Source organism: Ruminococcus sp. CAG:379, assembly GCF_000434255.1.
GTDB classification, from domain to species: domain Bacteria; phylum Bacillota; class Clostridia; order Oscillospirales; family Ruminococcaceae; genus Ruminococcus_F; species Ruminococcus_F champanellensis.
The window spans coordinates 22,722-35,824 of sequence record NZ_FR894882.1; the positions used below are offsets into that span (position 1 = coordinate 22,722).

General features: G+C 57.3%; 14 protein-coding genes. 5 read left to right on the forward strand and 9 right to left on the reverse strand.

The genetic code is table 11. The features are described from left to right. The 4 genes from QVO51_RS04975 to QVO51_RS04990 all read right to left on the reverse strand — a co-directional run. On the reverse strand, positions 1 to 626 hold a 626-nt coding region (locus QVO51_RS04975; RefSeq protein WP_288167881.1), incomplete at its 3' end, for a DUF6382 domain-containing protein. A 36-nt stretch (positions 627 to 662) separates the two neighbouring features. Next, positions 663 to 2,225: a flotillin family protein gene (locus tag QVO51_RS04980; RefSeq protein ID WP_022357467.1), complete on the reverse strand. Its 1,563-nt coding sequence runs from the start codon at positions 2,223 to 2,225 to the stop codon at positions 663 to 665. A gap of 51 nt (positions 2,226 to 2,276) precedes the next feature. Beyond that, entirely contained in the window at positions 2,277 to 2,822 is a 546-nt protein-coding gene (locus tag QVO51_RS04985) for an NfeD family protein (protein WP_022357468.1), read from the reverse strand. Continuing rightward, complete coding sequence (locus tag QVO51_RS04990; RefSeq protein WP_022357469.1) at positions 2,819 to 4,069, reverse strand: hemolysin family protein; 1,251 nt, start codon at positions 4,067 to 4,069, stop codon at positions 2,819 to 2,821. Before QVO51_RS04990 ends, QVO51_RS04985 begins: the two co-directional genes overlap by 4 nt. A 334-nt stretch (positions 4,070 to 4,403) precedes the next feature. Here QVO51_RS04990 and QVO51_RS04995 point away from each other — a divergent pair, with 334 nt between their 5' ends. Genes QVO51_RS04995 through QVO51_RS05005 form a run of 3 tightly spaced genes read left to right on the forward strand, consistent with a single transcriptional unit; the run spans position 4,404 to position 6,104 of the window. Next, a complete protein-coding gene (locus tag QVO51_RS04995) occupies positions 4,404 to 4,886 on the forward strand; it encodes a GtrA family protein (protein WP_022357470.1) in 483 nt (160 codons plus the stop codon). Beyond that, positions 4,883 to 5,893 (forward strand): tRNA dihydrouridine synthase DusB, encoded by a 1,011-nt coding sequence (dusB, locus tag QVO51_RS05000; protein ID WP_022357471.1) that lies wholly within the window; start codon positions 4,883 to 4,885, stop codon positions 5,891 to 5,893. Before QVO51_RS04995 ends, dusB begins: the two co-directional genes overlap by 4 nt. Continuing rightward, a complete protein-coding gene (locus QVO51_RS05005; protein ID WP_015557560.1) occupies positions 5,874 to 6,104 on the forward strand; it encodes a Smr/MutS family protein in 231 nt (76 codons plus the stop codon). The genes dusB and QVO51_RS05005 overlap by 20 nt, the downstream gene beginning before the upstream one ends. Positions 6,105 to 6,142: 38 nt before the next feature. Here QVO51_RS05005 and QVO51_RS05010 read toward each other — a convergent pair whose 3' ends face one another. The 4 genes from QVO51_RS05010 to QVO51_RS05025 all read right to left on the reverse strand — a co-directional run bounded on the left by QVO51_RS05010 (position 6,143) and on the right by QVO51_RS05025 (position 9,801). Then, a complete protein-coding gene (locus tag QVO51_RS05010) occupies positions 6,143 to 6,712 on the reverse strand; it encodes a manganese efflux pump MntP (protein WP_022357472.1) in 570 nt (189 codons plus the stop codon). A gap of 228 nt (positions 6,713 to 6,940) precedes the next feature. Then, positions 6,941 to 8,647, reverse strand: a complete 1,707-nt coding sequence (locus QVO51_RS05015) for a GGDEF domain-containing protein (protein WP_022357473.1) — start codon at positions 8,645 to 8,647, stop codon at positions 6,941 to 6,943. Positions 8,648 to 8,867: 220 nt separating this feature from the next. Next, positions 8,868 to 9,539: a YoaK family protein gene (locus QVO51_RS05020; RefSeq protein WP_022357474.1), complete on the reverse strand. Its 672-nt coding sequence runs from the start codon at positions 9,537 to 9,539 to the stop codon at positions 8,868 to 8,870. Continuing rightward, positions 9,526 to 9,801 carry a hypothetical protein gene (locus QVO51_RS05025; RefSeq protein WP_276745984.1) on the reverse strand — a complete coding sequence of 92 codons (276 nt, stop codon included), beginning with the start codon at positions 9,799 to 9,801 and terminating at the stop codon, positions 9,526 to 9,528. Before QVO51_RS05025 ends, QVO51_RS05020 begins: the two co-directional genes overlap by 14 nt. A 165-nt stretch (positions 9,802 to 9,966) precedes the next feature. On the opposite strand from QVO51_RS05025, the gene QVO51_RS05030 reads away from it, so the two are divergent. Then, positions 9,967 to 10,869 (forward strand): LysR family transcriptional regulator, encoded by a 903-nt coding sequence (locus QVO51_RS05030; RefSeq protein ID WP_022357476.1) that lies wholly within the window; start codon positions 9,967 to 9,969, stop codon positions 10,867 to 10,869. 86 nt (positions 10,870 to 10,955) lie between these two features. After that, on the forward strand, positions 10,956 to 12,191 hold the full coding sequence (locus QVO51_RS05035) for an SGNH/GDSL hydrolase family protein (RefSeq protein ID WP_022357477.1): 1,236 nt from the start codon (positions 10,956 to 10,958) through the stop codon (positions 12,189 to 12,191). 47 nt (positions 12,192 to 12,238) lie between these two features. Here the strand turns inward: QVO51_RS05035 and QVO51_RS05040 are convergent, their stop codons facing one another. Next, the gene (locus tag QVO51_RS05040; protein WP_022357478.1) at positions 12,239 to 13,000 is read right to left on the reverse strand and encodes a metallophosphoesterase; all 762 of its coding nucleotides are present in this window, start codon (positions 12,998 to 13,000) and stop codon (positions 12,239 to 12,241) included. Positions 13,001 to 13,103 lie beyond the last annotated feature (103 nt).

Genomic DNA, 13,103 nt, shown 5'->3' on the forward strand with positions numbered 1-13,103 from the left:
AGCATTCTCTGCCGCAGCCGGCGGTTTTCCACCTGAAGCTGATGAAAGGCTTCCCCATGCTCCGGTGCGGGCGCCGGACGGGATGCCTCCTGCTCGATTTTCGGGATCCGGTCGATCAGGTCGTACAAGCCGTTACCCGGATCCTGCAAATACCGGAGGAGCATCTCGTTCCCCTCATCCCGGACGCACGCATTGGACTGGATGGTCTCCATGATCTCGTGCCGCAGCTCCGCCTCCGGGAACTCCCTGGCAGTTTCCAGGGGCGCATACACAAACGCCGGACGCAGGGTCTCTCCGTTCAGATAGACCTTGTCAAATTCCACGCAAAGGTTCCCCATCCGCAGGCCGCTCAGCTCCGACTGACGCTCCAGCTGCCGCAGGGCATGCAGCAGCTCCAGAATGGTCTGCCGCATCTGCTGGGGTGTCATATGGGCAGCACTGCTCTCCACGGTGTTGTAGGCGTGGGTATCATACACCAGGGTCATGACCCCGTTGATCTGCGCCCTTTGGCAGGGGAGCAGACTGCTGTGCCCGCCGGAGGTGATCTCCATCAGCTGGGTCTCACTGAGCCGATCCCCCGGCTCCAGGGTACATTTGAGCATATTCGCCTGTTTAATCAGATACATAGCCGTCCCCTCCTTCCGGCGGGCAGCATGGACGAATTACTCCGCCGGTTCCGCTTCCTGTGCTGCTTCCACCGTATCAGCGGCAGGCGTCTGGGCGCTCTGCCCCTTCTTCTTGAACACATCCATCAGATTATAGCCCGTCAGAGCCTCCACCGTCTCAGGCAGCTGCCCGATGATATCCGTTACATAATTGGTCACCTTGGAAGCGCCCCGTGCGCCCTCCCCATTGGTGCTGCCATTGTCCACAATGACGATCTTCTCGGTCTTTGCCAGAGGCGCTGCAATGGCCTGGGCGATCTCCGGCATTCTGTCCACGATCATCTGCGCCATTGCTGCGTCATTGTACAGCCGGAACGCCTGTGCCTTTTCCTTCATGACGTTGGCTTCTGCCTCGCCCTTTGCCTTGACGATCTCGATCTCTGCGGCACCCTTTGCCCGGATGATCTCCGCCTCTGCAAGACCCTGGATCCGGACAGCCTCTGCCTTTGCCTTTGCCTCCAGCTCGATGGAAGTAGCGGCAGCCTCTGCCTGGGCGATCTCCCGGTACTTTTCCGCTTCGGACTGCTTTTCGGACTGGAACTTGTCAGCCTCTGCCTGTTTCTTGACTCCGGCATCCAGCTCCTTTTCCTTCTTGAGCACTTCATTTTCCGCCAGCTCGATTTCCTTCTGCTTTTTCAGGATCTCGATGCGCATCTGCTCGTCAACCAGTTCCTTCTCCCGCTGCTTTTCCAGGATCTTTGCCGCCATAGCGGTTTCGATGACTTCCTTCTGGGTGATGTTCTCCTGGATCTGATACGCCAGATCCGCATTCGCCTTTGCGGATTCGCTCTGCTTCTTGTATTCCTGAACCTTCAGTTCCTTGTTCTTGTTGCATTCCTCGATCCGGGTCAGGGATTCGATCTTTGCCGCCTCACCCAGCCGGACAGCCTCCGCCGTCTTGATGTCGGATTCCATCTGTGCCTCTGCCTTGGCGATGTTGGCGTCCTTCTTCACCTGGGCGATCTTTTCCGCACCCAGTGCTTCCAGGTAGCCGTTCCGGTCGCTGATGTCCCGGATGGTGAATACCTTCATTTCCAGACCCATTTCCGCCAGATCAATGGCAGCCACCTCCTGTACCTTGGAGGCAAACTTTTCACGATCCCGGTAGATCTCCTCTACGGTCAGCTTGGACACGATCTCACGGAGCTTACCTTCCAGCACGTCGGAGCCGGTGTCCTTGATATTTATGATGGTTTTCTGCTGATTGCCGGTGTTGAACTGCTCCACCGCAGCCAGAATGGATTCCCGGTCGTTGCGCACCTTGATGACTGCAACGCCGCTGGCGGTGATGCCAACGCCCAGCATGGACAATGCGTCCTTGACCTGAACCTCTACCTTGATGTTCTCCAGGGATATGTAGTCCGCACGCTCCAGCAGGGGCACTACAAATCCGCCGCCGCCGCTGATGACCCGCTTACGCATACCGGTGATGACCATTGCCTTGTCCTGGGGCACCTTTTTCCACATGGTGAGGAATCCGATGACCACCAGTGCGATCACCAGCAGTACGATCACAACAATGTGACCCGTAGACCCCAAGCTGTTCCAAATCTCTTCCATTCCAAAACCTCCAACTTTTCATTTTTATGCAGCACACAACCGTGTGTTTGCTTACCGCAATGGCTGTACGATATATACCTTATCCCGGACCTCCAGCACCACAACGGAGGTACCGGTGGGGATCTCCTTCCCATCCTCCGACCGGGCGGGCTCGGAAATGCTGTTGCCCTCATACACGAAGGAGATCCTGCCGAAGCCCTGGGGGAAGATCCGCTCCGTCACGGTGGCGTTCATGCCAATAAAATCCGCCTCGCCGCCGCTTTCCTTTTCGGAAATCCGCTTCAGAGGGCGCACCACGAACCGGTTCACCAGGAAGGATGCCAGCAGACCCAGGGCAATGCCCAGGACGATCACCAGCCATAAGGGGATGCGCCCCTGCAGAATCATGCCCGTGCCCCCGAAGATGGTCAGAAACATGAACAGCAGGGAGGGGGACAGGGGCAGAAAATTCCCCGGATCCAGATGCAGCCCTCCCAGATCAAAATCCAGGTCAAAATCGATGCCGAAATCGATGATATCGAAGAAGGCACCCAGCAGGGCGTTGATGACCGTGACGGACACGCCCACCCAAAAGCAAACCTCAAAAACTGTCGTCATGCTTCCTCATCCTCCCGGACGGACGGCTCCGGCGCAATGCGCAGCCGCACGCTCTGGATCTTCTGATCCGTCATTTTCAGCACAGTCAGCTCAAATCTGCCGGAGGTGATCTGCTCTCCGGGCTGGGGCATGTGTCCAAACAGCTCCATCGCCCAGCCCCCTACGGATACGCTGGCGCTTTCAATGGCGTTTTCCGGCAGGGAAAGCTTCTCGCACAGGTCGCTGGTGCTCAGCTCCCCGGACACTTCGTATGTGTTTTCCCCGATCTGCGTCACCGGGGATTCCACCTCGTCATTTTCGTCGTAGATCTCCCCTACCAGTTCCTCAATGATATCCTCCATGGTGACGATGCCGGCGGTACCTCCGTACTGATCCAGCACCACCGCCAGGTGCAGCTTGGTACGCTGCATACTGCGCAGCACTTCACTGATGCGCTTGAATTCGGAGATCCGCAGTACATCCTGCATAATGGTGCCGATGTCCTGGCCGCCCTGATCCAGCATCCGGAAAAAGTCCTTGCTGGTAATGACTCCCACAATGTTGTCGATGCTTTTGTCATACACCGGCAGCCGGGAGTACATTTCCGTAAAGAACAGCTCCTTGATCCGGGTTACATCCTCCCAGCGCTCCACAGCCACCACATTCACCCGGGGGATCAGAATCTGGGCAACCTGGATCTCGTCAAATTCCAGGGCGGAGCGCACCAGGTCGCTTTCCTGCTCCTCCAGAACCCCCTGCTCCTCGATCTCGTCGATGATGACCTTCAGCTCATCTTCTGTGACGCTGGGTGCCTGCTCTCCGGATTTTTTCAGTCCCCGGATCTTCTGGAACACCCAGTTGACGGGCCGGAAAATCCACATCAGCGCCAGAATGGGCCGGTTCATCAGCAGAGCGCAGGACTCGGCGTGAGCCTTGGCGTATGCCTTGGGGGTGATCTCCCCGAACAGCAGCACCAGCACGGTCATCACCGCCGTGGATACCCCGACGGCGCTTGCCCCCAGGTACCGGGTGAACACCACCGTTGCCAGGGAGGCTGAAAGAATGTTGACCACGTTGTTGCCAATCAGAATGGCAGTCAGGGCAGCGTCAAAATGATCCGCAACCTCCAGTGCCCGGGAAGCCCGTTTATTGCCCTGGGCGGCGTAATTTTTCAGCCGGATCTTGTTGACGGTGGAAAATGCGGTTTCACTGCCGGAAAAAAATGCGGACATGGCAATCAAAAGCACGATGATAATGATCTCTGTCATTTATATCTCCTGTTTTTCTCTGTTTTCGCAGTGCTCCATTCCGGTTCGGTGGAGATATGCGGCTATGATTATAATATCATACCTTTGGAAAATAATCAAGGGGAACCGCCCGCCAAAAGGGGCGCAATCCGGTTTCAGAAGCGGATTTCAGCGTTTTGCATAGAAAATATGCAAGGAATTTATGCAGTGTGGAAAGATTCTGTACAGGATGCCGGAAAGGCGTAAAAAGTGGGGCTTGCAAAAACGCCTGTAAAATGCTATGATATAAGGGATACTACAAAGGCAACACCGCACAAAGCACCCTAGCGGCTTTGCCAAAAGAAAGGACTCCACTATGCTGAAGCTGATCGAAAAAATCCTGTCCTTCCTGCCCAAGCCCCTGCAGGATCTATACCACAAATATGAGGAGCAGCTGCTCTATGTACTCTTCGGCGGACTCACCACCCTGATCTCCATCGTCACCAAGCTGGCGGTATTCGCCCTGGTGCCGGATCAAGGGCAGCCCTGGCGCACCACCCTGGCAGTAACTCTGTCCTGGATCTTTGCAGTGACCTTCGCCTTCTTCACCAACAAAGCCTATGTGTTCAAGAACCAGACCAAGGGGGCAAAGGAATTTTTCCGGGTATTCGCCTCCTTCTACGGGGCACGGCTGCTGACCTTCGTGCTGGAGGAGGGCATCTTCCTGCTGTGCTGCGATCTGATGCACTGGAACGAAACCGTCATCACCTTTGTCAGCCAGGTGCTGATCTTTGTTGCCAACTATGTGCTCAGCAAGCTGCTGGTGTTCCGGAAAAAAGAGAAGGGCGAGGCGGAATGAACCGGGTCACCATCGCCGGGCTGGAACTGCCCCGGACTGCCGCCCTTGCCCCCATGGCATCCGTGGCGGATCGTGCCTACCGGCAGCTGTGCCGCAGCTTTGGCGCATGCATGGTCACCAGCGAGCTGATCTCCGCCAAGGGTATGTGCTACAACGACAGCAAAACCGCAGAGCTTTGCACCATCACCCCGGAGGAGCGCCCCATGGCGCTGCAATTGTTTGGCAGTGAACCGAAATTTATCCAGCAGGCGGTGAAGCTGCTGCTGCCCTTTCAGCCGGATGTAATCGATCTGAACATGGGCTGTCCCGTGCCCAAGGTGGTGAATACCGGGGCAGGCTCTGCGCTGATGCAGGATATGAACACTGCCGCCGACCTGGTGGCAGCAGCCCGGATGGCGTCGGACGTGCCGGTAACGGTGAAGATCCGCCGGGGCTGGAGCGAGGACACGGTAAACTGTGTGGAATTTGCCTGCCGGATGGCGGAGGCTGGGGCACAGGCCATTGCCATTCACGGAAGAACCCGGAGCCAGATGTACAGCGGCAAAGCGGACTGGAGCTGTATCCGGGCGGTGAAGCAGGCAGTGTCCGTGCCGGTGATCGGCAACGGGGACGTATGCAGCGGAGCGGACTGCCTGAACATGTACCGGGAAACCGGCTGCGACCTGGTGATGGTAGGCAGGGCGAGCTACGGAAACCCCTGGATCTTCCAGGAGATCGACGCTGCCTGCCGGGGCATCCCCTACACGCCCCCTACCGTGGAGGAGCGGATGGAAACCATGCTGCTGCATATCCGGATGATTCTGGAAACCGGCAAAGGAAAGCCGGAGCCGCAGCGGATGAAGGAAGCCCGGAAGCATGCGGCATGGTACCTGCACGGGCTTCGGGGTGCGGCAGGGTTCCGCTCCCGATGCTACGGGCTGGACAGCTACCAACAGGCGGAGCAGCTTGCCCGGGACGTGCTTGCCATGCAGGAACAGGAGGATGCCCATGTACAGCAGAACCATTGACCTGCACGGCATGACCGTTGCAGAAGCCCGACGTGCCATGCTGGCGCTTTTGAAAAGCTGTCCTGCCAGCGTCCGGGAAATCGAAGTGATCCACGGCTCCCACAGCGGTCAGGCACTGCTGCGGTATGTGCGGGTGGAACTGAAGCACCCCCGGATCAGCCGGAAGATCCTGGGACTGAACAACGGTGTCACGATTCTAGAGTTGAAATGAATGCGGCAGTATCGCAGAGCTTGCGGTGCTGCCGTTTTTTATCCCAGAACGCCCAGATGCTCCAGCAGGATCTTCAAGCCGATCAGCACCAAAATCACGCCCCCGGCGATTTCCGCCTTGGTCTGGAACCGGCTGCCAAACCGGTTGCCCACCCATACCCCAATCACGGACAGCACAAAGGTGGTGGCGGCGATGAGGGAAACGGCACCCCAGATGTTGACCTGTAAAAACGCAAAGGTGATGCCCACAGCCAGTGCGTCGATACTGGTTGCCACCGCCAGCATGAACAGCTCCTTCAGATCCAGCCTGGGCTGGGGACAGACCTCCTCCGGATCCTCGTGGAGCGCCTCCCACACCATCTTGCCCCCGATGAACGCCAGCAGTACAAAGGCGATCCAGTGGTCAAAGGCAGTGATGTACCGCTCAAACTGCTTGCCCAGCAGCCACCCCAACAGAGGCATGATCCCCTGGAAGCCTCCGAAAAACAGCCCGATCACCAGGGCGTGCTTCCGGTTCAGGGTCTTCATGTTCAGCCCCTTGCAGACCGATACCGCAAAGGCATCCATGGACAGCCCCACGCCAATCAGAAACAATTCTACAAATCCCATTTTCCTTCTCCCTCCGCAAATGCCAATAAAAAAATCGGGCACAACGCTGTACCCGATCCAGAGACCTACGCACAGCCCGAAGCCATACGCAAGTCTCGTTCTTTCAGACAAGCCAGACCAGAAGGTCAGTATGTTGACTTGCCACATCCGTATGATGCAAACTACTCCCTTGCAATTGCTCCATTATAACATAGCTATGCGGCATTGTCAAGGGACATGCAAGGCATGTTAGCGGACAACCGGTGTCTGTCCCATTTTCTGCTTCATTTCCCGTTTCCGGGCGTACATGGCCTCGTCCGCCTCCTCCATGATCCGGCTGATGGGATCCTCCGGGGATTGTGCGCAGGCATACCCCCAGGCGATGCTCAGAGGCACGGCGCAGATTTCGTTTTCGTTGAACCGGTCCATATCCTTCTGCATGATCCGCAGAGCGGACTCGATGCCCTCCCTGCCGGTGCTGCTGGAGATCACCACGGCAAATTCATCTCCGCCGATCCGGTAAGTGGTGCCAAGTCCGGCAAAGGCGCCGTGGATGACGCCGGAAGCGCCCTTGATGAGGATGTCCCCCTGCTGGTGCCCGAACTTGTCGTTGGCGGTTTTCAGATTGTTCACGTCCAGCATCACCAGGCTCACCGGGTCGATCTGCTGCCGCATGGTTTCCAGGCCGGCAAGCCGCTCATTAAAGGCAGTCCGGTTGCCGATGCCGGTGAGCCCGTCCTTATAGGCAAGCTGACTGACCAGCTCCAGCTGGCTGTTTTCCTTGACCTGGGTCATGGCCTGTAAAATATTCAGCACGCCGAACAGCAGAATAAACAGGATCATGCCCACCCGGGTGAACCGGGCGTTGTCCAGGTGGTAGCTGAGCTTACTGAGGATCAGATCCGCCCCTACGCAGACCCCCATAATGCTGATACCGGACAGGATCAGCCCCTTTTCCATCCGGGAGCGCTCCCGATCCCGGATGTTGATGGCAACCGTATACACAATCAGGATCAGGAAATACAGGATCAGCCCCTGGGTGATAAACAGGGTACGCATATAATCCGTTACGCCGCTCATGTAGAGGATGAGACAGACTACAAACTCCAGAACCGACAATCCAAAGCCGATATAGAACAAACGTTCCTTCCAGATCATCAGGCATTCAAACAGAAACAGTCCGATGGGGATGGGGGTCAGAGACAGGAGCATCAGAGAGAACACGTTCAGCGCCTGCTGGGAGGTGACGAACAGATCCGGCACATGGGTCTCTGTGAAGGACCAGAGCCCCACCACCACCGCCAGAATCCCCAGATACAGCAGCCCATGATTGGGTCGGTGCATGATCCGGTTGGCAGGCAGATCCACCAGCATGAACACAACTCCCAGAAACAGCAGCAGTCCGGAGGCGATCAATCCGGGCAGACCCTGCCGCACCACATCCACAATCAGCTGGGCACCACCGGCAAGCTCCATATCCGCAAAGCATTCATTGCTGGCGTTATAGGAAGTGGCATAGCGGATGGTCAGCGTCTGCCCTGCATAGGTACCGGACAGGGGAATATGGTGCCAGCAAGTGCCGGGGGAATTGCCGAATACATGGGATGGCTCCATGCCGTAGGAATAGATTTCATGCTCCCCTATGATGACAGTGAACCGCAGATACAGGCTGCGGAAGGACAGGGTTGCGTCCGTCGGCAGCACCTGGGGCAGCTCCGCATGGATCTCATACCATTCAGAGCGTGGGTGATCCTTTTCCGCATTCAGCAGTCCCGGATCCACCGCATCCCCCTGTTCATCCTGCCAGCCCTGGGAAAAGGACTGGGCAGACCTGCCCCAGTAGGGGCTTTCCTCACCGGTGGTGCGCCGGGCATTGATGCCGAACAGCAGCAGGGTACAGGCAAGCATGACAAGATATGCAACAAAAAAGAAACGATGTATATAACGGGTATTCATCAGATATCCTCCGAACCTGCAAAGACGAAATCAGAATTGTTTGCATCATCATAAAAGAAAAAGACAGCATTTCGCTGTCTTTATTATACTCCCTTTCCATGCTGATTGCAAGGGTACCAGCATACTATTTGGAATTTGTACACATTTTGCCCCCGGGGAACGGCAAAAGCCCATACCGAACTGGTACGGGCACGCTTGCGCAGAAGATGCGGCATCGCCTTTATTTTTCCGGCACGAACATCATGCCGAAGCTGACGGACAGCAGCAGGCAGCAGATCCAGATTGCCCGGCAGCCCAGAGTAAGAGTCAGAATGCTGCCAAGACCGGCACCCACGCCGAACACAAGGATCACGCTGAAATAGGTCAGCGCCTTTTGCAGGATCTCCTTGTCCCGGACACGGAAGTATGCACACAGCGCCTCCGTTCCGGCACGCAGATTGCCGATACACATGGTGCTGGCGTAGGCATGCCCCCGTACCTTATGAAAGGTCTGTACCTGCATGGCGCAGACAAAGGACACCAGCGCATTGGCAAGAGGCTCAAAAACCGGCGGCAGGAAGCCTACCGCAAGCAGAAGCACCACCTCACACAGCAGAATGATCTGCCGCCAGTGGATCTTTTCATAGCATTTGAGCCGGATATGAATCCACTCTGCAACCGCTGTCCCGATCAGGAACGCCAGAACCGGGATCAGATATTTCAGCATAGTCTGCCACTCCCGCTGGAACAATGCCGTACTGAGCAGCACGATGTTCCCCGTCTGGGCGTTGGCAAACACCTCCCCCCGGCACGTATAGGTGTATGCATCCTGAAATCCGCCGGAGAGAATGATAAAAAACGCCGCCCGGAAGCTGTCGGACATTTGCCCCCGAACGGGCTTAACGCCCTTCACAGTGCTTCCTCTTTTCGGGGAATGTCAGCACAAATGCCGTGTAGGAAAGCATAAAGCCCAGAGCAAGCAGGGTCAGCACGATCCAGCTGCCACCGGCAAGACATTTTGCAGCCAGTCCCAGCAGGAAACCCAGCGCAAAGATTCCGTCTGCGATGCGGTATCTCCTTTTCTCGGTGTGCGCACATTGCAGGGAACGGAGGATCAGGAAGCCCATCGCCCCATCAAACATGACGCACATCAATGCCTCTAATACCAGTTCCATTTTACAGACCCGCTTTCTTCCTGGGCAACGTCCGCCGCATGAGCTTTGTGCGGCATTGCCCTTGACTTTCTGAATTGTATTTATTATAATACAGGAAGGCATATATGTAAAATGTATGTTAGATATGATCGCGATATCATTCAGATATAAAAAGGAGCTGCACAGATGTACATCAGCTATGACTACTACCGGGTATTCTACTACGTTGCCCGATACGGAAACGTTTCACAGGCGGCAAGGCTGCTGCTGAACAACCAACCCAATCTGACGAGAACCATAAAAAAGCTGGAGGCTGAGCTGGGGTGTCCTCTGTTTTCCCGTTCTCGAAAGGGAATGAAGCTGACGCCGGAGGGGGAGCAGCTGTTCGAGCATATCCGCATAGCCATGGAGCATATCAGCGCCGGAGAAGCGGAGATCACTGAGCAGCGCAGCCTGCAAAGCGGCACGGTCTACATTGCGGCAAGCGAGGTGGCGCTGCGGTGCATGCTGCTGCCGGTGCTGAAAAAATACCGGCTGCTGTACCCTGGCATTCACATCCGCATCAGCAACCATTCCACGCCCCAGGCGATCAGCGCCCTGAAGGAGGGTACTGCGGACATTGCCGTGGTCACCACCCCCACCGTGCAGGCGGCTTCTCTGGCGGAGACTCTTGTAAAGCCCATCACCGAGGTTGCCGTCTGCTCCCCGTACTTTACCGCTCTGACAGGCAGACAGGTCAGCCTGGCGGATCTGGCGCATTTCCCCCTGATCTCCCTGGGGAAGGATACCAAGTCCTTTGCGTTTTTCTCCGGGCTTTTCACGGAGCATGGACTACCCTATCAGCCGGATATTGAAGCCTTCACCGCCGATCAGATCCTCCCCATGGTACAGGCGGATCTGGGCGTGGGCTTTGTGCCGGAGGAATTTTTACAGGACAGCAGCGGGGTCTGCAAGATCGATCTGAAGGAATCGATCCCCAAACGGCACATTGCCCTCATCAAGCGAAAGGAGCAGCCTCTGAGCGTGGCAGCCAGGGAGCTTGTCCATATGATCCTGGAGCAGTCAGAATCAGATGCCCTTGCAGTCTGAGGCAGGTTTGTGCTATAATGAACCCAAACAAAAAAGGGGCAGCCTGTGGGCTTGCAGGACTGCTCCGGAACATGGAGTGTTATGATATGAAGAAAATCTGCGCATTGCTGCTGGGCGTGCTGGTGTTTGCCGGATGCTCCGGCTGCGGACAGACCGCCTCCTCTCAGGCGGAATCCGCTGCCCCTGCCCGGCAGCCCACAAAATTCGACCAATATGTTTCCAACACGGTGATCGCCACCGGCAACAACAAATGCATCGATGAGGCGAATGGCGTCACCTACCGGGGATACTTTCCTCTGGAGGCATACGGCACCTTTGACTACAGCTTTTACTTCTCCAACACGGTGGATTCCACCTGGGACGATGGCAGGCTGGGCTATGGCGGTCAGCCCGGCGGCGCCTACAGCATTGCCGGAGCGGCAGTGTATGACGGCGGACAGATCCAGCCGGACGGCAGTGCTCTGATGACCGGAGAAGTGCTGCTGGCAGAGATCACCTTTGACGGCAGCAAGTCCAGACAGGTAGCGCCCGGAGAGACATTCTGGAGCGACCCGGTGTCCCTCACCCTGCCGGAGGATCACTATCTGATCTGGGAGTGGACCATCACCGGCAAGGAAATCCCCTGTATCTGCATGTCCGGTCTGACCCCCGCCTTCTACAGCACCGGCGGACAGTTCATTTACGCCAACGAGGTGCCCATGCCGGTGCTGATCGGCTGTGACCGGAAGGTAGGCACCAAAATCGCCGCCTTCGGGGATTCCATCACCCAGGGCTGTCAGACCACTGCCAACGGCCGGAAATTCTGGGCGGCACAGATTGCCGGCACCCTGGGAGAGGACTATGCCCTATGGAACCTGGGGCTTGGCTATGCCCGGGCAAGCGATGCCGCACGGGGCGGCGACTGGCTGGAGCGTGCCAAGGCGTATGAGATGGTGCTGGTGGCATTCGGCACCAACGACATCATCAGCGGCAGGTACGGAGGCACGGGGGCGGATTCCCCGGAGCAGATCGAAGCCTCTGTCCGCAGCATCGTATCCGCCCTGAGGGAGGCAGGCTGCCGGGTGGTGCTGTTCAATGCGCCGCCCTTTGATCTGAAGCCGGAGGCAGAAGCCATCCGCAACGCATACAATGCCGCCGTGCCGAAGATCGCAGAGGAGCTGGGGGCAGAATACTTTGACTTTGCCGCATGCCTGGCGGATCCGGCGGATCCTGCCAAAGCCCTTTACGGCGGACACCCCAATGATACGGGCTGTGCCAAGGCGGCAGACGCATTCCTGAACCAGTACCGGGCGCTGATCGACAGCACCATACAAAAGCCGTGAACCAAGCGCAAAGCCCGTCTGCACCAAAGGGTACAGACGGGCTCTTTTTATGCGCCGCCGATTTCCAGCCACACATATTCCGAGTGTGCCTCCGTGCGGATGGGATAGCCCCAGCCGCAGATGCCGGAGGTGACCACCGCATACATGCCGTTCTGCTCCCGGCAGCCATAGTTCATCTCATTGAACTGCACCAGCCGATCCAGCAGACCGATGGGAAAAATCTGCCCGGCGTGGGTATGACCGGACACGGTAAGATCCACCCCGGCAGCCGCATTTTTGGCAAGCCCCAGGGGCTGATGATCCTCCACCAGCCAGAAGGTATCCGGATCCGCATGGGTTTTCTCCAGAAGCTCCCGGATCTCCGTCCGGTTCTCCGCCAGGAAGCCCGGATCCGATCTGCCGATGAGGGTAATGTCCCCGTTGATGACCGCCGCATCCTCCGCCAGCACCCGGATCCCCTGACCGGTCAGGGTTTCATACAACTCCTGGGAGGTATAAGCCGGATCGCTGCTGTAGTTGTTCTGATCGTGGTTGCCGTAGACGTAGTAAATGCCGTACCGAGCCCGGATGCCTCCCAGCAGGGCGCATGCCTCCTGCATACCCGCCCGGCTGGTGTTCTCGTCCACGATGTCCCCGTCCAGCAGGACAAAATCCGGATTCTGGGCGGAGATCCGGTCACACTGCTCCGCCAGCTTTTCCCCGGTGATGCCGTTGCCGTAGTGAAGATCCGCAATCAGCACTGCCCGGTAGGGCTGGGACAGCTGCTTGTCAGTGGAGATCTGATATGTGGTTTCCACGACGTGGTTCATGTTCCAGTAGCCGTAGCTGAGGACGCATGCCACAAGCGCCAAAGGCACCAGCCCGCAGGCGAGGATCCGGTTGAGCCGCTCCGGGACGGGGCAGCGGCGGATC